The sequence below is a fragment of the Fictibacillus sp. 26RED30 genome, from assembly GCF_015903845.1.
Taxonomy (GTDB): domain Bacteria; phylum Bacillota; class Bacilli; order Bacillales; family Fictibacillaceae; genus Fictibacillus; species Fictibacillus phosphorivorans.
This window is the reverse complement of record NZ_JACZDV010000002.1, coordinates 293,020-313,635: the sequence shown is the minus strand read 5'-3', so window position 1 is coordinate 313,635 and position 20,616 is coordinate 293,020. Positions and strand designations below refer to the sequence as shown.

At 42.6% G+C, this 20,616-nt stretch carries 23 protein-coding genes and 1 riboswitch; of the genes, 18 read left to right on the top strand and 5 right to left on the bottom strand.

Annotated elements, in window-relative coordinates; translation table 11 throughout:
* Positions 1-10: 10 nt before the first annotated feature.
* A riboswitch (TPP riboswitch) is annotated at positions 11-117 on the top strand.
* Between the two features lie 69 nt (positions 118-186).
* From tenI to yidC, 8 genes are read left to right on the top strand one after another with little or no spacing between them, the layout of a single operon-like run.
* Positions 187-807 carry a thiazole tautomerase TenI gene (tenI, locus tag IHV11_RS14280; RefSeq protein WP_197195257.1) on the top strand — a complete coding sequence of 207 codons (621 nt, stop codon included), beginning with the start codon at positions 187-189 and terminating at the stop codon, positions 805-807.
* A complete protein-coding gene (locus IHV11_RS21400) occupies positions 791-1,054 on the top strand; it encodes an FAD-dependent oxidoreductase (protein ID WP_197195256.1) in 264 nt (87 codons plus the stop codon). The genes tenI and IHV11_RS21400 overlap by 17 nt, the downstream gene beginning before the upstream one ends.
* Entirely contained in the window at positions 942-1,832 is an 891-nt protein-coding gene (locus tag IHV11_RS14270; RefSeq protein ID WP_370568684.1) for an FAD-dependent oxidoreductase, read from the top strand. Before IHV11_RS21400 ends, IHV11_RS14270 begins: the two co-directional genes overlap by 113 nt.
* A gap of 5 nt (positions 1,833-1,837) precedes the next feature.
* Entirely contained in the window at positions 1,838-2,032 is a 195-nt protein-coding gene (thiS, locus tag IHV11_RS14265) for a sulfur carrier protein ThiS (RefSeq protein WP_231620362.1), read from the top strand.
* Positions 2,033-2,036: 4 nt separating this feature from the next.
* Positions 2,037-2,804, top strand: a complete 768-nt coding sequence (locus IHV11_RS14260; protein ID WP_137791075.1) for a thiazole synthase — start codon at positions 2,037-2,039, stop codon at positions 2,802-2,804.
* Complete coding sequence (locus tag IHV11_RS14255; RefSeq protein WP_197195253.1) at positions 2,801-3,817, top strand: MoeB/ThiF family adenylyltransferase; 1,017 nt, start codon at positions 2,801-2,803, stop codon at positions 3,815-3,817. Before IHV11_RS14260 ends, IHV11_RS14255 begins: the two co-directional genes overlap by 4 nt.
* 38 nt (positions 3,818-3,855) lie before the next feature.
* Positions 3,856-4,137, top strand: coding sequence for a hypothetical protein (locus IHV11_RS14250; RefSeq protein ID WP_197128343.1), 282 nt, complete (start codon positions 3,856-3,858; stop codon positions 4,135-4,137).
* Between the two features lie 28 nt (positions 4,138-4,165).
* Positions 4,166-4,915 carry a membrane protein insertase YidC gene (gene yidC / locus IHV11_RS14245; protein ID WP_197195252.1) on the top strand — a complete coding sequence of 250 codons (750 nt, stop codon included), beginning with the start codon at positions 4,166-4,168 and terminating at the stop codon, positions 4,913-4,915.
* A 350-nt stretch (positions 4,916-5,265) separates the two neighbouring features.
* On the opposite strand, the gene IHV11_RS14240 is transcribed toward yidC, so the two are convergent.
* Positions 5,266-6,186 (bottom strand): DMT family transporter, encoded by a 921-nt coding sequence (locus tag IHV11_RS14240; RefSeq protein WP_197195251.1) that lies wholly within the window; start codon positions 6,184-6,186, stop codon positions 5,266-5,268.
* Positions 6,187-6,546: 360 nt separating this feature from the next.
* Here IHV11_RS14240 and IHV11_RS14235 point away from each other — a divergent pair, with 360 nt between their 5' ends.
* The 3 genes from IHV11_RS14235 (at position 6,547) to IHV11_RS14225 (ending at position 9,448) form a co-directional block, all read left to right on the top strand.
* Positions 6,547-7,479: a DMT family transporter gene (locus tag IHV11_RS14235; protein WP_197195250.1), complete on the top strand. Its 933-nt coding sequence runs from the start codon at positions 6,547-6,549 to the stop codon at positions 7,477-7,479.
* A gap of 87 nt (positions 7,480-7,566) precedes the next feature.
* Positions 7,567-8,517, top strand: a complete 951-nt coding sequence (locus IHV11_RS14230) for an ABC transporter ATP-binding protein (RefSeq protein WP_197195249.1) — start codon at positions 7,567-7,569, stop codon at positions 8,515-8,517.
* Positions 8,489-9,448, top strand: a complete 960-nt coding sequence (locus IHV11_RS14225; protein ID WP_197128350.1) for an ABC transporter permease — start codon at positions 8,489-8,491, stop codon at positions 9,446-9,448. Before IHV11_RS14230 ends, IHV11_RS14225 begins: the two co-directional genes overlap by 29 nt.
* Before the next feature lie 281 nt (positions 9,449-9,729).
* On the opposite strand, the gene IHV11_RS14220 is transcribed toward IHV11_RS14225, so the two are convergent.
* On the bottom strand, positions 9,730-10,179 hold the full coding sequence (locus IHV11_RS14220; RefSeq protein ID WP_197195248.1) for a GNAT family N-acetyltransferase: 450 nt from the start codon (positions 10,177-10,179) through the stop codon (positions 9,730-9,732).
* A gap of 112 nt (positions 10,180-10,291) precedes the next feature.
* Between IHV11_RS14220 and IHV11_RS14215 the strand changes: the two genes are divergently transcribed.
* Complete coding sequence (locus tag IHV11_RS14215) at positions 10,292-10,738, top strand: DUF2569 family protein (protein WP_197195247.1); 447 nt, start codon at positions 10,292-10,294, stop codon at positions 10,736-10,738.
* A 71-nt stretch (positions 10,739-10,809) separates the two neighbouring features.
* Here IHV11_RS14215 and aceA read toward each other — a convergent pair whose 3' ends face one another.
* From aceA to yhfH, 3 genes are all read right to left on the bottom strand, one after another.
* Positions 10,810-12,096: an isocitrate lyase gene (aceA, locus tag IHV11_RS14210; protein WP_197128356.1), complete on the bottom strand. Its 1,287-nt coding sequence runs from the start codon at positions 12,094-12,096 to the stop codon at positions 10,810-10,812.
* A 299-nt stretch (positions 12,097-12,395) separates the two neighbouring features.
* Complete coding sequence (gene aceB / locus IHV11_RS14205) at positions 12,396-13,985, bottom strand: malate synthase A (protein WP_197195246.1); 1,590 nt, start codon at positions 13,983-13,985, stop codon at positions 12,396-12,398.
* A gap of 83 nt (positions 13,986-14,068) precedes the next feature.
* Entirely contained in the window at positions 14,069-14,200 is a 132-nt protein-coding gene (gene yhfH / locus IHV11_RS14200) for a protein YhfH (protein ID WP_137791063.1), read from the bottom strand.
* 279 nt (positions 14,201-14,479) lie between these two features.
* On the opposite strand from yhfH, the gene IHV11_RS14195 reads away from it, so the two are divergent.
* The 6 genes from IHV11_RS14195 (at position 14,480) to IHV11_RS14170 (ending at position 20,616) form a co-directional block, all read left to right on the top strand.
* A complete protein-coding gene (locus IHV11_RS14195; RefSeq protein ID WP_191754264.1) occupies positions 14,480-14,929 on the top strand; it encodes an Lrp/AsnC family transcriptional regulator in 450 nt (149 codons plus the stop codon).
* A gap of 318 nt (positions 14,930-15,247) precedes the next feature.
* On the top strand, positions 15,248-16,189 hold the full coding sequence (gene nikB, locus IHV11_RS14190; RefSeq protein WP_197195245.1) for a nickel ABC transporter permease: 942 nt from the start codon (positions 15,248-15,250) through the stop codon (positions 16,187-16,189).
* Positions 16,190-16,207: 18 nt separating this feature from the next.
* Entirely contained in the window at positions 16,208-17,104 is an 897-nt protein-coding gene (locus tag IHV11_RS14185; RefSeq protein ID WP_197195244.1) for an ABC transporter permease, read from the top strand.
* Positions 17,105-17,120: 16 nt separating this feature from the next.
* Positions 17,121-18,653 carry a glutathione ABC transporter substrate-binding protein gene (locus IHV11_RS14180; protein ID WP_197195243.1) on the top strand — a complete coding sequence of 511 codons (1,533 nt, stop codon included), beginning with the start codon at positions 17,121-17,123 and terminating at the stop codon, positions 18,651-18,653.
* 9 nt (positions 18,654-18,662) lie between these two features.
* Positions 18,663-19,670: an ABC transporter ATP-binding protein gene (locus IHV11_RS14175; protein WP_197195467.1), complete on the top strand. Its 1,008-nt coding sequence runs from the start codon at positions 18,663-18,665 to the stop codon at positions 19,668-19,670.
* Positions 19,642-20,616 (top strand): ABC transporter ATP-binding protein, encoded by a 975-nt coding sequence (locus IHV11_RS14170; protein ID WP_197195242.1) that lies wholly within the window; start codon positions 19,642-19,644, stop codon positions 20,614-20,616. The genes IHV11_RS14175 and IHV11_RS14170 overlap by 29 nt, the downstream gene beginning before the upstream one ends.

The following is a 20,616-nucleotide window of genomic DNA, read 5'->3' as shown; positions in this document are numbered from 1 at the left end:
ACTAAATAGTCATTACCACTAGGGGTGCCTTTGTTAAGGCTGAGATTAAAGTGAACTTTAAGACCCTTGGAACCTGATTTGGTTAGAACCAGCGTAGGGAAGTGGTGTGTGGATCAGATACTTCGCTATAAATATTAAAAACTGTGAAACCACCTCTTTGCTGCATAAAGGAGGTGGTTTTTTATTATGGAAAAACAGCTTCATGTAATTACTACGGGAAGGCAAAGTGATGAAGAGTTGGTTAGGATAGCGAAACTCATTCATCCGTACATCACGGCGCTGCATGTACGAGAAAAAACAAAGTCTGCGAAAGAACTCAGTCATCTTATCCATCTTCTGCAGAAAGCTGGAGTGCCTCCCTCTAAAATCATCGCAAATGATCGAGTGGATGTAGCGCTTTGTACAGGTGTAAAAGGTGTTCAGCTGACACACCACAGTTTAGATGTGTCACAAGTGCGAAGAGCTCTGCCTGAAATGATGCTCGGCTGCTCAGTCCATTCTGTTTCAGAAGCACAGGATGCTGAACAAAACGGCGCCGACTTCATCATGTATGGTCATATTTTTAAGACTTCTTCCAAACGTGATGCGGAGCCAAGAGGGTTAGATCAGCTCCAACGTGTGGTAGATCAAATCACAATTCCGGTCATCGCGATCGGAGGCATTACACCAGAAAACGTACGGAATGTCATCGGAACAGGTGCATCTGGAATCGCCGTGATGTCAGGCATTTTAGAAGCAAAATCACCACTACAAGCGGTGAAGCTGTACAAACAACAACTGGAGGTGTGGGATGCGCACAACGTATGATGCCATCATTATTGGAGGCGGCGTGATCGGCTGTTCCATCGCCTATGAGCTTTGTAAACGAAACAAACGTGTGCTGCTTCTTGAAAAAGAAACAGTAGGAAGTAAGGCGTCGAGTGCAGCAGCCGGCATGCTCGGTGCAGAGATGGAGTTTGAGACCGATCATCCACTCTATCGGCTCGCAAAAGAAAGTCGGGACTCTTTTACCCCTTTATCACAGGAGCTTTTCGATCCAGAAGGGGATTTATGAACTCGCGTTTACAGAGGAAGAAGCGGTTGATTTAAAAAGAGAAGCGACCAAGCGTCGAGATCAAGGTGAAGCAGTTTTCTGGCTCCCGGCACACGACCTGCTTAGGAAAGAACCTGCGTTGTCGCCACTTGTAAAGGGAGCTCTCTATTTTGAAAAAGATGCTCAAGTGTCACCTGTTAAGCTTATTCGTGCCCTATATCAGTCCGCAAAAATTCTCGGTGCCGAAGTTAGAGAGCATACCAGTGTGGTTCAGCTTCTCCAAACTGGCAACAGGGTGACAGGTGTCGTAACAACGAAGGAAACGTTTCATGCTGATTCCATCATAGTAGCTTGTGGGGTGTGGAGCTCGGATATAGAGCCTTCACTAAAAATGGTGCCAGTAAAAGGGGAATGTCTTTCCTTTAAAACGAAGCTTCCACTACTCACAGGTACTGTAAAATACAAAAACTGTTACCTCGTTCCAAAGCGAGAAGATCGAATTTTTGTTGGCGCGACAAGTACACCACACGTCTTTAATGAAGAGGTTACATTTTCAGGTCTATTTGAATTGATGGAGAAGGCAAAACAAATCGTTCCTGAACTAAGTGGTGCTGTTTTTGAAAAAGCATGGGGAGGCATCAGGCCCCAAACGCTATCCGGTCAACCCTATATCGGTCCTTCTCCACATAAAGAGGGGCTCATTCTTGCAACGGGGCACTATCGAAATGGCATTCTGCTTTCTGCTATAACTGGAAAAAGGATTGCCGACCATATTGAAAGCGAGGTATATCATTCGTGAAACTTATGATAAATGGAGAAACGGTCATGGTGCCAGACACTTTGCAGTCGATCACAGATCTGCTGAAGCACCTTAACTTACATGACCAAGTTGTGATTGCAGAAGTGAACGAAGAGATCATCAATAATCAAAAACAAAGTGAAACTCAAATAAAAGAAAACGACAAGATCGAACTTGTTCGATTTGTTGGCGGAGGTTGATTGTATGTTAAACATTGGACACTATTCCTTTTCATCTCGATTACTTTTAGGTACAGGCAAATACCCGGACTTTAAAACACAAAAAGAAGCGGTAGAAGCTTCTGGTTCAGAGATTTTGACGTTTGCGGTTCGTAGGATGAACATCTTTGAAGAAAGCCAGCCAAACTTTTTAGAGATGCTTGATCTGAAAAAATACACATTGTTACCGAACACAGCAGGTGCGAAAACGGCAGCAGAAGCGGTACGCATTGCAAAACTGGCGAAAGCATCGGGATTATGTGATATGGTAAAAGTAGAAGTCATCGGATGCGATAAAACGCTGCTGCCGGATCCAGTGGAAACGTTAAAAGCAACAGAAGAGCTATTAAAAGAAGGGTTCATCGTGCTTCCTTATACGTCAGATGATGTGGTCCTTGCTAGACGATTAGAAGAACTCGGTTCACATGCAATCATGCCTGCCGCTTCTCCAATCGGTTCCGGGCAAGGAATCATTAACCCGCTCTACTTAAAATTTATTATCGAGCAAACGAAGGTTCCGGTTATTGTTGATGCCGGTATCGGCAGTGCGAGTGACGCGATGATCGCGATGGAACTCGGAGCAGACGGTGTGCTGTTAAACACAGCCGTTGCAGGTGCGAAGGATCCTGTGAAGATGGCCCTCGCGATGAAAATGGCTGTAGAAGCTGGAAAGCTAGGGTATGAAGCGGGAAGAATCCCGAGAAAAGAAACGGCAACAGCGAGCAGTCCTTTAGAAGGGTTGAGTGTGAAGTGAATGAACGTTATTCAAGACAGGAATTATTTAGCCCGATCGGTATAGAGGGGCAAGCAAAAATACGGACAAAAAGCGTGCTCATCGTTGGCGCAGGCGCGCTAGGTGCGGGGAGTGCTGAAGCTCTTACACGTGCAGGGGTAAAACGGATTGTTCTTGTTGACCGCGATTACGTGGATTGGACGAACCTTCAGCGTCAGCAGCTCTATTCGGAAGAAGATGCGAGAAAACAGCTGCCAAAAGTAGTCGCTGCAAAAAATAGATTGAATCAGATTAATTCTGAAGTAGAAATTCAGGCACAAGTGATGGACATGGGGATTGAGGAAGCAGAAGAATTAATCTCTGGCATCGATCTGATCATGGATGCGACCGATAATTTTGAGACGCGGTTGTTGATCAACGATTTGGCGCAGAAATATAAAGTTCCGTGGATTTATGGAGCGTGTGTAGGAAGCTACGGAATTTCTTACACGATTTTACCTGGAGATGGACCGTGTTTGAACTGTTTGCTTGATAAGATTCCAGCGAACGGCCAAACATGCGATACGGCAGGAATTATCTCTCCAGCTGTTCAGATGGTCACCGCTTATCAAACAGCAGAGGCGTTAAAGATTTTAGTTGAAGACTATGCATCTATCAGGAAAAAAATCGTAACTTTTGATACGTGGACCAATCAGCACGTTCAATTAGGGATGGGAAAAGCGAAGAAGGTAGATTGTCCATCTTGCGGAGCTAACCCAACATATCCTTATATAGAAAAAGGCGCTGCGTTAAAAACAGCTGTTCTTTGCGGTCGGGATACTGTTCAAATCCGTCCCGCTCATGCTGTTGAAATTGATTTACAAGAGATGGAGAAAAGATTATTGCCACATGGTGACGTTCGCTGTAATCCTTATTTACTGGAGCTTCAAAGTGGCAGTCACCGCCTCGTTCTTTTTAAAGATGGACGTGCACTTGTTCATGGAACGAAGAATACGGCAGAAGCGAAATCTCTGTATCATAGATTTATAGGGTAAGAATTTTGTATAATGAAGTATAGGAGGTGATTTGATTTATGGAGTTTTTTGATCTGCTGTATCAAACGGACGCATTAGTTTTATCCATTAGTATCGCACTAACGTTCATTATAGCTAAGCAGCTTTCGGTCGTTCATCGATCTCTTGTTCATAGATCAAATCACCATGTGAAGCAGGACAGGCTATGTTACGAGAAGAGAATGACCGATTCTCACCTCGTTCAAAACTATTGCTTCATTCGAGACGAGATCGCACGGACAATGTTTAGAAAAGAAACGCCAGATGATAAAGAAGGGCACGTTTACTCCTTGTTTGCTTAGATTTTTTTAAAAACAAGGAGGAACAAATTTGAAGAAATATATATCCATTCTTTCATTGCTAGCGATTTTTCTATTATCTGGGTGCAATAACACACCGATTACAGCAGAAAGCCCGGGTGTGTGGAACCATTTTTTCATCTACCCGTTTTCAAAGCTCATTCAATATGTGGCGTATCTGTTTAACGATAGCTATGGAATTGCGATCATCCTCTTAACGATTGTGATACGATTCCTGATCATGCCGTTAACGTTGAAACAAACGAAAAATCAGGAAAAGATGAAAGAGATCCAGCCTGAGATCCAACAGCTTCGTGAAAAACACAAGGGGAAAGATCGAGAATCTCAACTGCAATTACAGAATGAACTGATGGCTGTTTATAAAAAACATGAAGTTAACCCGTTATCGATGGGGTGTTTGCCCCTCTTGATTCAGATGCCGATTCTGTTTGCGTTTTATTATGCAATCATCAAAACGAAAGAGATCGCATTGCACAACTTCCTTTGGTTTAACTTAGGCACAGCAGATCCTCTGCATCTGCTTCCGGTGTTAGCGGCTTTAACAACGTTTATCCAATATAAAATGAGTACAACGGAGCTCGCTGCTTCAAATCCGCAAATCAAAATGATGGGTTACGTGATGCCGATCATTATCCTGTTTTCGGCATGGAAGCTGGCCGCTGTTCTGCCTCTTTATTGGATGGTCGGGAATGTGTTTTTAACGATTCAAAATGTTGTGCTGCAGAAACGGAAGAAGAAAGCAGCTTCTGCTAGTTTGTAATAAATGTTTTCGTATTCCTTGTTGCTTTTGAAAGTAGTTGATTTCCGTTCCAGATGCTCGCTTTCCGCGGGGCAGACGGTGAGCCACATTTGTACGTTTCCGTATAAGTGTCTCACCTGCCCGCCTTTAGAGGTTTCTTGCTCCTGCGTCTACAAGTTAATACTACGTAGTAAGCTTCCTCGTCGCATGCCTTGCAAGAAGTATCTCATGTGGTAGGCACGCATCTTCCACTCCAATCAAAAGTCAAAGAAGGAAATAAAAGATTTAAAAGCAACATTTTTTAGAAAACAGCCTAAGGAAAACGACCAGATCTTTAATCTCTGGTCGTTTTTTATGTTCAATAAATCATCCTAAGCCGCGTGTTTTTTGCGCAATCTTCTGTTCCGTATCTCCTCAACTGCACCAGAGCCTAAGAGGACACCGGTGATAATGAGCAGGAATCCGAAGATGTGCTGAAACAAGATCTGTTCACCTAAAAAGAGGTAGGCGCCAACGAGAGCAAAGAATGGATTCAAGTTAATAAAGATTGAAGCTTCTGACGCTCCGATTTTACCGATCGCCTCATTATAGAGCATATGACCGACTGCTGTCGCAATACAAGCTGAAGCGAAATAGATCAGCCATAGCGAAACGGTCGAATTCTCAACGACTCCTGCAAATCCTTGTGGCTCTTCGATCAATCCGATTACTATCAGGAAAAGTGAACCGATCACCATCATATAGCCAGTCATGAGTCGAGGATCTAACGTGTGCGCTACGCGCTTGATGAGGATAAAGCTTACAGCTTGCGTGAGAACAGATAATAAAATGTATCCATCACCGAACGAGATCCCTGCTACCTGACTGTTTCCTTCTAAAACGATGAATGCAACACCTGAGAACCCGAGAAGAAGTCCGATCGATTTTAAGAGCGTAAGAGGTGTTCCTAAAAACGAGATGGCAAGAATAGTCGTTAGAAGTGGCGACATTCCCATGATCAACCCGCCGTTCGTGGCTGTTGTTTCGGTTAAGCCGATGGATAGAAAATAATGATGCGCAACAACATTAAAGATCGACGCCAGAAAGACATACCAAAACTCTTTTTTCGTAAGCCAGCGAACTTTTTTTATTATAGAGAGAAGCAGAAATACGGTTAAGCCCGCAGTTAGAACACGAATTCCAGTGATTGTAACAGGCAAAAAGTTCGTAACCAGAATTTTCGTTGCGGTTACGTTTAACCCCCACACCACCATCACCAGGAATAAAATCACATACGTCCGATACGCTTTCATTATGTCATCTTCTTTCTTCTGCTTATTACTTCATAAAGTAAAGTATTTCAATGATTTTAATTTCCATTGTACAGCATTCAAAGTGGATTTACAGGTAAAAAGCTTACAAATTTTAGATTGAGGCGAAATGACCATATCTACTTTAAAAGGTAGTCTGCTATAGTGGGAGAAAATGATTTTGAAGTTGTTGATAGTGGGTCTGTCAGGTTACATTTTGTCGAATCGCCTTTATTTTTGATTTTAGACTTAATTGGGAGCTGTTTAGACTTAATGTGTGGCTGATTAGACTTAATCTGCTATGAAAACGACTTAATTGAACCCCAAAACGACTTAATCTCTAAAAAAGAGGTGATCCTCACCATGCAAAGAGTTAATCCGTATGTACTTTTAGTGATCGCAAACTTAATATGGGGCGGGAATTTTGTGATTGGACGTGCGATAGCGAGCAGTTTACCGCCAGTAACACTCTCTTTTTTGCGATGGTGCACCGCATTTCTCATTTTTCTTCCGTTCGCCGTCCCATTTTTACGAAAAGAGTGGCCGATGCTAAAAAAGCAGTGGCAAGTTGTCCTCATCTTATCGATTACTGGAATCACGGGCTTTAACACGCTTTTATACATTGCCCTGCACTATACGACGTCAATAAATGCATCCATCGTTAACACGTCAACACCAATTCTTCTTTTCTTGTTATCGTTTATTTTTCTCAAAGAGAAGCTTAACACCAAACAGGTGGCAGGAGCGCTACTTTCGCTCGTTGGATTGCTATTTATTATTTCAAAAGGCTCAATCACCATTTTACTGCAGCTGTCGTTTAATAAAGGTGACTTGATCGTGATTGGGGCTGTTATCTGCTGGAGTATTTATTCGCTTCTTATTCGAAGATATGCGGGAATTCTCCCTACATACAGCACGTTTGTTGTAACGGCATTTCTTGGCATCCTCATCTTGCTGCCATTTTCAATAGTAGAGATGCAAACGAAAGAAATTGTATGGTCATTAGCTACTATCGCAACCATTCTTTATACGGGAATCTTTGCATCGATCGTTGCGTTCATGTCCTGGAATACAGCGGTTGAGCGAGTCGGTCCGAGTAAAGCCGGAGTCTTTTTGAACTTGATCCCTGTGTTTGCTGCGATCTTTGCTGTTCTTTTTATCGATGAATCGCTCGCATGGTATCAAGGAGCTGGAGGTGTGCTCGTTATATTGGGTGTTTTTATCTCAACACGCATTACAAAAAAAGAAAAGCATATACAAAGGGCAAGTAGAAGCGTTAAAGTAATAAGTAAATAATTTACAAAATTTACGAAACTTTTCTTATGATTCACTCGTATTACAATGTGAAAAGAGAGAGTTATGATAGGAGGAATTGGGGAGCACATGACAACACATACGTTAGAACTTAAGAACTTAACGAAAAAGATCAAAGGCAAGACCATTGTGGATGATCTATCGTTTTCTGTAAGAGAAGGTGAGATTTTCGGTCTGCTCGGTCCGAACGGAGCGGGTAAGACGACAACGATTCGAATGATCGTTGGGCTGATCTCTATCACGGACGGAGACGTTCTGATCAACGGTGACAACATTCGAGGTAACTTTGAAAAAGCGATGGAACGCGTTGGTGCAATCGTTGAAAACCCGCAGCTGTACGATTATATGACAGGCTACAAAAACCTCATGCAATATGCGAGGATCATGCCGGATGTGACAAAGGAAAGAATTGACGAAGTCATTGAACTCGTTGATCTGAAGTACGCGATTCACGATAAAGTAAAAACATACTCGCTTGGTATGAGACAGCGACTGGGTGTAGCTCAGGCACTTTTACATAAGCCGAACGTGTTAATCCTGGACGAACCGACGAACGGACTCGATCCACAAGGAATATATGATCTTCGTAACTATTTGCGTCTGCTAGCAAACAATGGAACTTCTGTAATCGTATCTTCACACATGCTTGCTGAGATGCAGATGATGTGCGACCGTGTGGCCATTATTCAAAATGGAAAACTGGTCCGTATCGATGAAATTCTAAACCAGGAAGACGAAGCCGATGTGAAGGTTCACTTCCAAATCGAAGGCGACGTTTCGCAGGCAAAACAATTACTTATCAAAATGAACGAAGAGCTGAACGTCACAGAGTCGGGACAGGAACTAATTGTCCAAACATCGGACGTACGATCCATTGCAGAACTTAATAAACAACTTGTTCTAGCAGGCGTGCTCGTTGTTGGTATCCAACGCAAAACGAAGACGCTCGAAGAACGATTCTTAGAAATGACAAAGAAAGGGGGAGATCTGAATGAAGTGGCTATCCCTGTTAACGAATGAGTGGATTAAGATCTTTAGCCGTATGCGCACATGGATCTTCCTTGCTATTCCAATCGTTATCATTATCGGTATCGCTGTTTATGACAAAGCAACAACAGATGTTGAAGTGAATGAAAATTGGAAGCAAGAACTGACGCAAACTGTTAAGGATGACCAAAAAGCGCTGGATGAAGCAAAGAAAAACAACGATAATGAAATCTATATCGATATGTTAGAATCAAACATCAAGCAGAACGAATACGCCATCGCTAATGATATCTCTCCTTATGAAACAACTGCATGGCAGTTCATGAAAGACATGGCTTGGATCTCAATCTTTATCGGATTGTTTGTAATCGTAGTGGCTAGTGATATCGTATCGAATGAATTTGCAAAAGGGACGATCAAGATGCTTCTGATCCGCCCTTATAGCAGGTGGAAGATTCTTTTATCTAAATTCGTTGCAACGCTTGGCTTTGCGTTCTTGATGTGGCTCGTTGTCATCTTAGTGACATGGCTCGTTGGTGGCCTTGCCTATGGATTTGGAGGCATGGATCAGTCGTACTTGATCACAGCAGAAGATGGGCAAGTGAAAGAAAGGCTGATTGTGGAGTACGTGTTTGCTAACATTGGAGTAGAATTTATCGAATTAACAGCACTCGTAGCCATGTCATTCATGATCTCAACTCTGTTCATGAGTAACTCGGTCGCAATCGGTGTGGCACTGTTTACAATGTTTGCAGGAAATACGATTGTTGCACTTCTTGCTACAAAAGATTGGGTGATCTACACATTGTTCGCCAATATGGATCTTAGTGTATTGATCGATGGACAGAACCAGATGGTTAAGGATTTAACGCTGCCGTTCTCTATTAGTGTGCTCGCGGTATACACGGTGATCATGCTTGCGATTACGTTTACGGTTTTTCAAAAGCGCGATGTAAAAGCTTAATAGAACGAGTAAGAGGCTGACTCTCGTATCAGCCTCTTTTCTTTACTTTTCGCTCTTTTCTAAATGATTGTTGCTTTGTACCATGTCACCATTGACAATTGATTGTAGTGGAAGGTGCGAGACTCCTACGGGACAGGCGGGCAGCTGAGACACTTAAGAGTGAAACGTACGAATGTGGCTCAGCGCCTGCCCCGTGGAAAGCGAGCAACCTAGAACGGAAATCAACACTTCCAAAAGCAACAAAGTTTACGAAAACAGCCTTATTTTTTTAACAATACAGGTTACTTTTCCATAAAAACAAAGATGGTTTCTTCAAAGTGTAATTTATGGGTTTTAAACACCTTGTAACCTAGCTTTTCATAAAAAGAGATATTCTTAACGCTTTTGCTGCCGGTGTATAATTCGTAACGATATCCAGCAAACAGTCGCTCAATCTTCTCTACTAACTTTCTTCCGATTCCTCTGTTCTGAAAATCAGGATGGACCATGAGCTTACCTATATAACATGTTCCTCCGGCTTCATGGGCTTTGACAGAGCCAATAATGTTACCGTTAAATAGATACTTTAGTACGTGGTGAGTTCTTATGCTTTCTTCTACATCAGCAACCGATTGTGTAAGAGGTTGAATATCATAATTGCCGTAAAGTTCAGCCTCACTCACATAAGCCAATTTTTGTAACGCATGTATATCAGCGGCATCAAGAACAGTAGCTTTTTTAATCATTTCCATAACATGACTCCTGACATGATTAATTTTAAATATAATATTCCGTATAGAGTCACTTTATCCTTCATGGAAAACATGAGTGCAGAAAAGACATACATCAGAAGGGAGACAGACATTGGAAACACAACCAAAACAAAAAGAAGATTTAAAAGGTTTAGGAGGATGGCTGCTATTAGTAGGAGCGGGACTACTTTTAGCGTTGCCGTTTAAACTAAATGCTGTACAAGTGGGATTTGATGCGATCCAAGGTTATAAATTCAATTCGTTATTATTAAAATACGTTGTATATGGAGAATTAATCTTTAATATTGGATTGATTGGATTAAATATATATCTTCTCTATCTATTTTTTACGAAGAAGAAAGCGTTCGTAAAGACGTGGATATTTTTGCTTCTGATCACGTTAATCTTTGCGGTTCTAACAGATATTCTGCTTCTGTTTGTAGATGAAGTGAATACAGGAACGCCTTTTGTAAACTCAGCTTCTGCGTTATTGGCGTTTTTCATCTGGTCCACGTATGCAAAGAAATCGTGGCGCGTTCACAATACATTTGTAAATTAGACTCTAAAAAAGGACAAGGGCATCTGCTCCTGTCCTTTCTTCTATATATCTCCTATCCAATAACTCTATCTCTACGCTTTTTGTGACTGAAATTGATCTTCTTCTGTAGATCCTTTTAGAGCTGTTGTTGAAGCTGTACCACCCGAAACGAGCTGTGTGACTTCATCAAAATAGCCTGTTCCTACTTCACGCTGGTGGCGCGTTGCCGTATAGCCATCGATCTCACTATCAAACTCTCTTTGCTGCAACTCAGAATAAGCACCCATGCCTCTCGCTTTATAGCCCTTTGCTAGCTCAAACATGCTATGGTTCAGCGCGTGGAAACCAGCCAACGTTACGAACTGGAACTTATAGCCCATCGCTGCAAGCTGCTGCTGGAAAGTTTCAATTGTTGCGTCATCCAGTTTCTTTTTCCAGTTAAAAGAAGGAGAACAGTTGTAAGCTAATAGTTTACCAGGAAACTGTTCGTGGATCGCATCTGCAAAACGCTGCGCTTGTTCTAGGTTCGGTTCACTCGTTTCGCACCAGATCAGATCCGCGTAAGGTGCATAGGCAAGTCCGCGTGCGATCGCTTGATCAAGGCCTGCGTTTGTACGGTAAAAGCCTTCAGCAGTTCGCTCGCCTGTAATAAAAGCGCGGTCGACTGGATCGATGTCACTCGTGATCAAATCTGCAGCATCAGCATCAGTACGTGCGATCAAAATTGTTGGTGTTCCCATCACATCTGCCGCCAGACGAGCTGAGATTAAGTTACGTACAGCCGTCATCGTCGGCAATAGCACTTTTCCACCTAGATGTCCGCACTTTTTCTCAGATGATAACTGATCTTCAAAGTGAACAGCCGACGCTCCAGATTCAATCATGCCTTTCATCAGCTCAAAAACGTTCAGTTGTCCGCCAAAACCAGCTTCTGCATCTGCAACGATCGGAAGGAAGTAATCGACTTCGTTTCCACCTTCCATGTGCTGAATCTGATCAGCGCGCTGAAGAGCAGAGTTGATGCGTTTTACCACGTGTGGAACAGAGTTTGCTGGATATAAACTTTGGTCAGGATACATGTTTCCAGAAAGGTTGGCATCTGCTGCGACCTGCCAACCGCTTAAGTATACGGCTTTCAGACCTGCCTTTGCTTGCTGAACCGCCTGATTGCCTGTTAGTGCTCCTAAAGCGTTTACATATGTTTCGTTTTGAAGGAGATCCCAAAATTTTTCGGAGCCCTTTTTAGCAAGTGTATGCTCGATATCGATGGACCCGCGTAAGCGAATAACCTCTTCTGCTGTATAAGGACGCTGAACTCCTGACCAGCGCTCTTCGTTTTGCCACATATCCTGTAATTTTTCCACACGTGATTGATTCATTAATCTCTCTCCTTAGGATTTATATTTTAGTTTTTATTGTTGAAAAGTGGGTAGGGTAAAGTTAACTCAAGTTGTTCTTGTGGTGGTTAATCTCCGTTTCAGGTGCTCGCTTTCCGGGGGGCGTGCGGTGAACCACCTTAACGCTATGCGTCCTTAGGTGTTTCACCTGTCCCGCTGATCCCCCAGGAGTCTCCCACCTTACACTCCGATTAACTATTCAATGATGCTTCTTTAGAAAAAACGGATAGCTAATGAGTGGGGCGGAAATCAACCACTCTCGAGGACAACAAGGATTAGCACTACAACACCTCATAACCACGATTGGTCAAGAAATCTTGAAACTCATCATTACGAATCAGCTCATCAAACAACGCAACTGCTTCCATAAAACGACCAGAATTGAATGATGCCTCATTCATTCCTTGCTTCAACTTTTGAACTTCCTGCAACTTTAGTTCCTCTACCAGCTCGAACGTCACTTTGCGGCCGTCACGTAAAATGCCTTTAGGGTGTCGGATCCATTGCCATACTTGAGCACGTGAGATTTCTGCCGTAGCTGCATCTTCCATGAGATGGTTGATCGGTGCAGCTCCTTTACCTCTCAGCCAAGAAGCAATGTATTGAATGCCCACACTAATGTTGACGCGCAAACCTTCTTCTGTGATTTCGCCTTCTGGTACAGCCACTAAATCATCAGCCATTACGACTACATCTTCACGTTTTCGATCGATCTGATTAGGCGTTGGCATGATGCGGTCAAATACTTCCATAGCAACAGGCACGAGTCCCGGATGGGCAACCCATGTCCCGTCATGACCGTCAGAAGCCTCGCGCTCTTTATCAGCACGCACTTTTTCAAAAGCAGCGGCATTCGCAGCTTCATCATTTTTTATCGGAATCTGTGCAGCCATCCCACCGATCGCAGGGGCGTTTCGTTTATGGCATGTTTTTATGGCCAAAAGAGAATAGGATCTCATGAACGGAACAGTCATCGTAACGAGCGAACGGTCAGGGAGAATCACGTGTGGCTGATTACGGAACTTCTTAATATAGCTGAAAATATAATCCCATCTGCCACAGTTTACGCCTGCGGAATGTTCACGAAGCTCATATAAAATTTCGTCCATCTCAAAAGCCGCGACAATAGTTTCGATTAGTACAGTTGCCTTAATGGTACCTCTTGGAATTCCAAGCTGTTCTTGGGCGTAAATAAACACATCGTTCCAAAGGCGAGCTTCTTTATGACTTTCCATTTTAGGAAGATAGAAATACGGTCCAGATCCATTTTCGATTAGTGTCTTTGCATTGTGGTAAAAATAAAGGCCAAAATCTACTAAGCTACCAGACATCGGTTCGTTGTCGACAACAATATGTTTTTCTTCAAGATGCCAGCCACGTGGACGTACGATGAGCGTGGCGGTCTTTTCGTTCAATGTATACGTTTTTCCGTTTCCATTATCAAAAGAAATGGAGCGGTTAACGGCATCCTTTAAGTTGATCTGACCATCAATCGTGTTCCCCCAAGTAGGAGAGTTGGAATCTTCGAGATCTGCCATAAAAAGCCTAGCTCCTGAGTTAAGCGCGTTGATCACCATCTTGCGGTCAACAGGACCTGTTATCTCTACTCGTCGGTCTTGAAGATCTTGGGGAAGTGGCGAGATAGTCCAATCACTGTTACGGATATGTTCGGTTTCCGGTAAAAAGGTAGGCATGATCCCAGCATCTATTTCACTTTGCCTCGCTTTACGTTGTTTCAGAAGTTCTTTGCGGGTGTTATTAAAGTGATGGTGCAATGATTTTAAGAAAAGAATGCTACCTGGTGTTAATATTTTTTCATACTCTGGGGTAATGTCGCCTAACACTTGTAGATTAGTAGTTTCAATCGTCACTTATTACACAGTCCTTTCTGAACATGTTATTAAACAGATGCACTTAAAATATTATTGTTATATAACAGAAGAGGTAAAAAAATTTACCTCTCGTGTTTTCCCATGCAGCGCTCGCACTCATAAAGATAAGATTCGTGTTGTTCTTCGATTACACACCCACATTCTGAACACGTCTTCTTAGGAATATTACGGTGAAGCTCCAAGTAATTTTTCATTTTAAATTCCTCCTGTTTTGTTTTTGATTTGATTATAATGCATTGTATTATAACAGTTTATTTTTTGCAACACCTGTTTTATAACATTTTCTTATTTTTTATAAAATTGAGTCATCTGTCCAACTGTTTATCCTTGATATGACGGTGTTTCTGAGAATGTGTTAAATTTTTTAAAACTGTTGTAATACAGGGTGAACACATTGCATTTTTAGTCCTTATTTGAATTTTGAGAAAATAACGCTTACAATGAATTCATTCAATGTAAGCGTGGTGATTGATTTGAAAATAGATGATACAGATCGAAAAATATTAGAGCTGCTAACACAAGACGGTAGAATGTCTTATGCAGAGATCGGTAAGGAATTAAGCCTTTCCCGTGTATCTGTTCGCGAACGTGTTAATCAGATGAGAAAAGCGGGAGTAATAGAAAAGTTCAGTGTGGTGATTGACTCAGAAGCAGCAGGAAAGACCGTTTCAGCTTTCTTTGAAGTGGACTGTGAACCAGCCTATTTAGTAAAAGTAGCAGAGAAACTCGTGAATAATCCAAGTGTCGCAAGCTGCTACCAGATGACTGGGCCAAGCACATTACATATGCACGTATTGGTAGAAGATTTTCCTTCGTTAGAGAAGTTTATCAATAATGAACTGTATGGCATCAAAGGTATTTCGAGAGTAGAATCACATATTCTACTACGAAGGTTCAAGAGCCGATCAGGGCTAAAACTATAAAGAATACAAAGAGGATTCGAATGGACAGCTATCCATTTCGAATCCTCTTTTATTATTCTAGTGAAGCAATTATATCAACTAGGCGCATCTTCCTATCTCAAAAACGTTTAGTAGTGCATTGGTTTATGTCTACTTACATAGGTACGGGAACAAAGAACCAAATTATGATTTTATATAGAAAATATTCTGAATATATTTTATAATCAGAAACAAATATAAAACGTTTGTTAGTTTATATTTGATTTTTGGTTAACAAACGGAGGTCATTTCTGCTTAATTGTACCGAAAAAGTGAAAAAAGGGGAGAGGTGAAGAGAAAATGGCAGGTTTGATTGTAAGGCGTATTTTTCAGCTAGTGCTCTTATTAATCGGTATTTCATTCATTGTTTTTATGAGTATGCATATTGCGCCAGGTGATCCGGCAAGTATTATCGGCGGACCGACGGCGACTCAAGAAGACGTTGAAGCGATCAGAGAAAATCTTGGACTAAATGAGCCGTTGCTCGCTCAATATTTCGATTACTTAAAAGGCATTTTTGCAGGTGACTTAGGGTTCTCTTATCAGACAAAACAAGCGGTGTCAGAAGCGATTATCGACCGTTTCCCAAACACACTGAACCTGGCTATCGCAAGCATTATTGTTGCGATTGTAATCGGTGTAACGGCAGGAATTATATCAGCGTTAAAGCATAACACCTGGTTTGACGGATTGAGTACCATTATTGCTCTCGGGGGAATCTCCATTCCTAACTTTTGGTTAGGTGCCATATTAATCCTTATTTTCGCCGTTAACCTTCAATGGTTTCCTGTGGGAGGATTAACCGAACCGTTCTGGACCATCGAAGGAATGAAACAACTTGCACTTCCTGCTATTACTCTTGGGACAGGCTCAGCCGCCATGATAGCCAGAATGAGTCGATCGGCCATGTTGGAAGTTATCCGAGCAGATTATGTAAGAACGGCTAGGGCGAAAGGAGTTCGTGAAAAAACAGTCATCATGATGCATTGTCTTCGAAACGCAATGATCCCTGTGATAACAGTAATCGGCTTGAATTTTGGTTTCTTACTTGGAGGCACCATCATTACAGAATCTGTTTTTGCCATCAACGGGGTTGGCAGGCTTATGATTGAGTCTATTGCAGCTCGTGATTTCCCAATGGTTCAAGGATCTGTGCTTCTTGTAGCCACACTGTTCGTCTTAGTGAACTTAATTGTCGATATTGTATACGCCTTTATTGATCCAAGAATCAGTTACGAATAAACGCGAAGGGGGGATAACATGTCAACGGAAGTAGTAACACAGCAGTTACCGTCACATAAGAAAAAGAAAGAGTTTGCGCTGTTCAAGACGTGGAAACGGCTCATCAAGAATAAGATGGCTATCGTCGGTCTCGTCATCATTGCTCTTCAGCTGTTTATGGCTCTTGCAGCTCCAGTCATTGTAGGAGTAGATCCAAACAAACAGAACTTGGAACTGAGTGAACTGCCAATTGGAACAGAAGGACATTGGCTAGGAACGGATAATTATGGACGAGATATCTGGAGCAGAATCGTATATGGGGCGAGGATCTCTTTGTTAGTAGGAATCGGTGCTGTAACTCTTGGTTTAGCGGGCGGAGTCGTACTTGGTTTGCTATCTGGTTACTATAGAAGACTTGACGGCATCATTATGAGGTTCGTAGATTTAATGTTTGCTTTTCCTGGTATTCTGCTAGCTATGCTGATCATCGCGATCTTAGGGACAAGCCTTGTGAACGTCGTAATTGCGATTAGTATCTGGTCGATTCCAACGTGTGCGCGTATCGTCCGCGGAAGTGTTCTCTCCATTAAGAAGCAAGAGTACATTATCGCGATGCAATCACTTGGAGCAAGTGACCTTCGTATCATGGTCAGGCATGTCCTGCCAAATTGTATGGCTCCTATTATCGTCTTTGCAACGATGAGGATGGCAACTGCGATTCTATCAACGGCATCATTAAGTTTCCTAGGCTTAGGGGCACAGCCGCCAACGCCTGAATGGGGTGCAATGATTGCTGCAGGACAGGAGTACATGTGGACATCACCTCATATGATCGTGATTCCGGGTATTGCCATCATGCTAGTTGTGTTTGCGTTTAATGTTGTCGGTGATGCGCTTCGTGACGCATTAGATCAAGGAATGAGTTTAGACAAATAAGAGGGGGATATGACAAATGGGAAAAAAGTGGTTTGCTAGTTTGCTAACGGTTCTTTTTGTATTGTCATTGGCTTTAGTGGGTTGCAGCAGCAATTCTTCATCAGGCGGAAGTGCAGGGAAAGCTGAACAAGAGCTAACCTATGCAACAACTTCTAAAGTGGTAGGTCTATCACCAATCCTAACAAATGATTCTGTTTCATCTACAGTGATCGAACAGATCTATGAAACGTTATTTGTTCGAGATAATAAAGGCGAAATCGTTCCACACCTTGCAGAATCCTATGAGAACCCAGACGAAAACACGTGGGTGATCAAGTTGAAGAAAGATATAAAATTTCACGATGGAACTCCGTTCAACGCAGAATCTGTTAAATACACGTTCGATAAATTAAAAGATCCAAAGACAGCAGCACCCCGTGCATCACTTTTAGCACCAGTATCATCCATCGAAGTTCAGGACGAACATACGGTTGTTTTAAAAACAGAGAAGCCCTATGGACCGATGCTTGCAGCCTTAACACACTCAAATGCGGCCATCGTATCTCCAACAGCTGATCAAAAGCAAGATCTTATGAAAGATCCAGTAGGAACAGGACCATTTACATTCTCTGAAAAAGTAAACGGCGATGACATTGTACTCGTGAAGAACAAGGACTATTGGCAGAAGCCGGCCAAACTCGAAAAGCTAACGTTTACAGTCGTTCCTGAAGTATCAACCGCGATCTCTATGCTGCAGACAGGAAAAGTTCAGTTGATCGATGGGCTTGCACCTGAGCTGATGCCACGTCTAGAGAAGATTAAGAATGTTGATATTCAGAAAAAAGATGGAACACCCGTTTACTACTTGGCTTTTAACATGGAAAAAGCACCGATGAACGACTTGAAGTTCAGACAAGCGGTTTCTCAAGCGATCAATCGTGAAGGATACTTGAAAAAGTTAAATGGTCTCGGAGTTTACTCGAACAGCTTCATCGGACCAGAGGTTTTTGGGCATAACGAAAGCAGTGATAAGGGACCAAAATTTGATCAGGCAGAAGCGAAGAAACTTGTGAAAGATAACGGGTTTGATAAAAAAGAGATTAAAATACTAGCTGCTAATACAAGTCAGTACATGAACATGGCTGAAGTCATTCAGTCACAGTTAAAAGAAGCAGGGATAAACGCAAACATCGAGACGATCGAGTGGGGTACTTACCTGGATGTTTCGAAAAAAGGTGACTTTGATATTACGATTGCCGGCTGGTCGAACGTTACAGGAGATGGAAGTGAATTACTGTTTCCACGACTTCATTCTGCAAACATTGATGCAACAAACTTAAGCCGTTATAAAGATGCTGAGTTCGATAAGCTGGTCGATCAATCTCGTTCTGTTGTAGATCAAGAACAGCGTAAGGAAATCTTAACCAAAGCAGATGAATATGTGATGACACAGCTTCCGGTTCTGCCGATTTACCATGGCATCGCATCAGCTGCCTACGATAAGTCTGTTAAAGGCTTTGAGATGGAACCTACAGGACAGTGGTCATTATACGGCGTTTATAGAGAGTAGGGATGGATGATGAAAGAGACTGTTTTAGAGGTGAAAGATTTAGTGACAACGTTTAAATCAGCGGACGGTCCATTGCCGGCTGTCCGGGGCGCTTCTTTTTCGGTGAAAAAAGGAGAAACACTCTGTATCGTTGGAGAATCGGGCTGTGGTAAAAGTATCACAGCTCTTTCTATCATGGGACTTCTGCCATCAAACGGAATGATAGCAGACGGATCGATCTACTTTAATCAAAAAAACCTTGCCGAGATGTCACCAAAACAGATGCAGAAGGTGCGCGGAAACGATGTATCTATGATTTTTCAGGAACCGATGACAGCTTTAAACCCAGTATTTACGGTAGGTTTTCAGATTCGTGAACCGTTGATGATCCATTTGAAGCTATCAAAGAAACAAGCACATATGAGAGGAATCGAGCTCTTAAAGATGGTTGGGATTCCTTCGCCTGTCGAACGGATGAATCAATTTCCGCATGAGTTGAGCGGAGGGATGAGGCAGCGCGTCATGATCGCGATCGCACTATCATGCAATCCATCGCTGTTGATCGCTGACGAACCGACAACAGCGCTTGATGTGACCATTCAGGCTCAAATCATCGACCTTCTGAACGATTTGAAAGAACAGCTCGATATGAGCATGATTATGATCACGCATGATATGGGAGTTGTCGCCGAGATTGCTGATCGAGTGATCGTGATGTATGCAGGAGAAATAATTGAAGAAGGCCGTGTGGAAGAAATCTTTGAAAATCCTCAGCATCCTTATACAAAAGGCTTGTTAGCTTCTGTACCAAATGTTGATGATCCTGAATTTGATCTGAAGCCGATCGCAGGGTCGATGCCGATGCTAAATGAGCAGATCTCGGGATGCCGTTTTCATCCACGCTGTCCGTATGCTTTTGATAAATGTATGGAACAATCTCCAAGCACGTTTCATGTTACAGATAAACAGAGTGTAAGATGCTGGCTGCAAGAAGAGGGGGTCGAACAGAATGGCGGTAGACGAGCAAGTTCTTTATAGCGTAAAAAATGTAAAAAAGCACTTTCCTGTGAGAGGCGGCCTGCTGCAGCGGGTAAAGAACCATGTGAAGGCAGTTGACGGAATCACGCTTGATATTTATAAAGGAGAGACACTGGGCGTTGTTGGTGAATCCGGCTGCGGCAAATCGACGCTCGGAAGAACGATCCTTGGACTTGAATCGCTGACAGAAGGAGAACTCGTCTTTAACGGGAATAACATTAGTAACTATTCATCGAGACAGTTAAAGCCTTATAAAAAAGAGATGCAGATGATTTTTCAGGATCCGTATGCCTCACTTAACCCAAAACAGCGGATTGGTGATGCTCTAGAAGAAGCGCTCATCATCCATACGAATCTATCCTCTTTAGAACGGAGAGAAAAGGTCCTTCAACTGTTAAAAGAGGTTGGTTTGAAAGAAGAACACTATGAGCGCTATCCGCACGAATTTAGCGGCGGTCAGCGCCAGCGAATCGGGATAGCCCGTGCCATCTCGATCAATCCATCCTTTATCGTATGTGATGAACCTGTGTCAGCATTAGATGTTTCCGTTCAAGCACAAGTAATAAAGCTTTTACGCGATCTTCAAGAAAAGCATGGCCTAACCTATCTATTTGTGTCGCATGACCTTGGTGTAGTGCGTCACCTCTGCAACCGAGTACTCGTTATGTATCTCGGTCAGATGGTGGAACTCGCGCCTGTTCATAAGCTGTATGAAAATCCGACACATCCATACACGGAGGCGTTATTGTCTGCCATACCAAGACCGACTGTTGGGAGAAAGAGAGAACGTATCCGGTTAAAAGGCGATCTGCCTAGTCCTTCTAATCCACCAACCGGATGTCCGTTCCATACGCGTTGTCCTATCGCACAAAGCAAATGTTCAACAGAAAAACCCGCATGGCGCGAAATTGATGAAGGTCAATTTATCGCCTGCCACGAAAGGTGA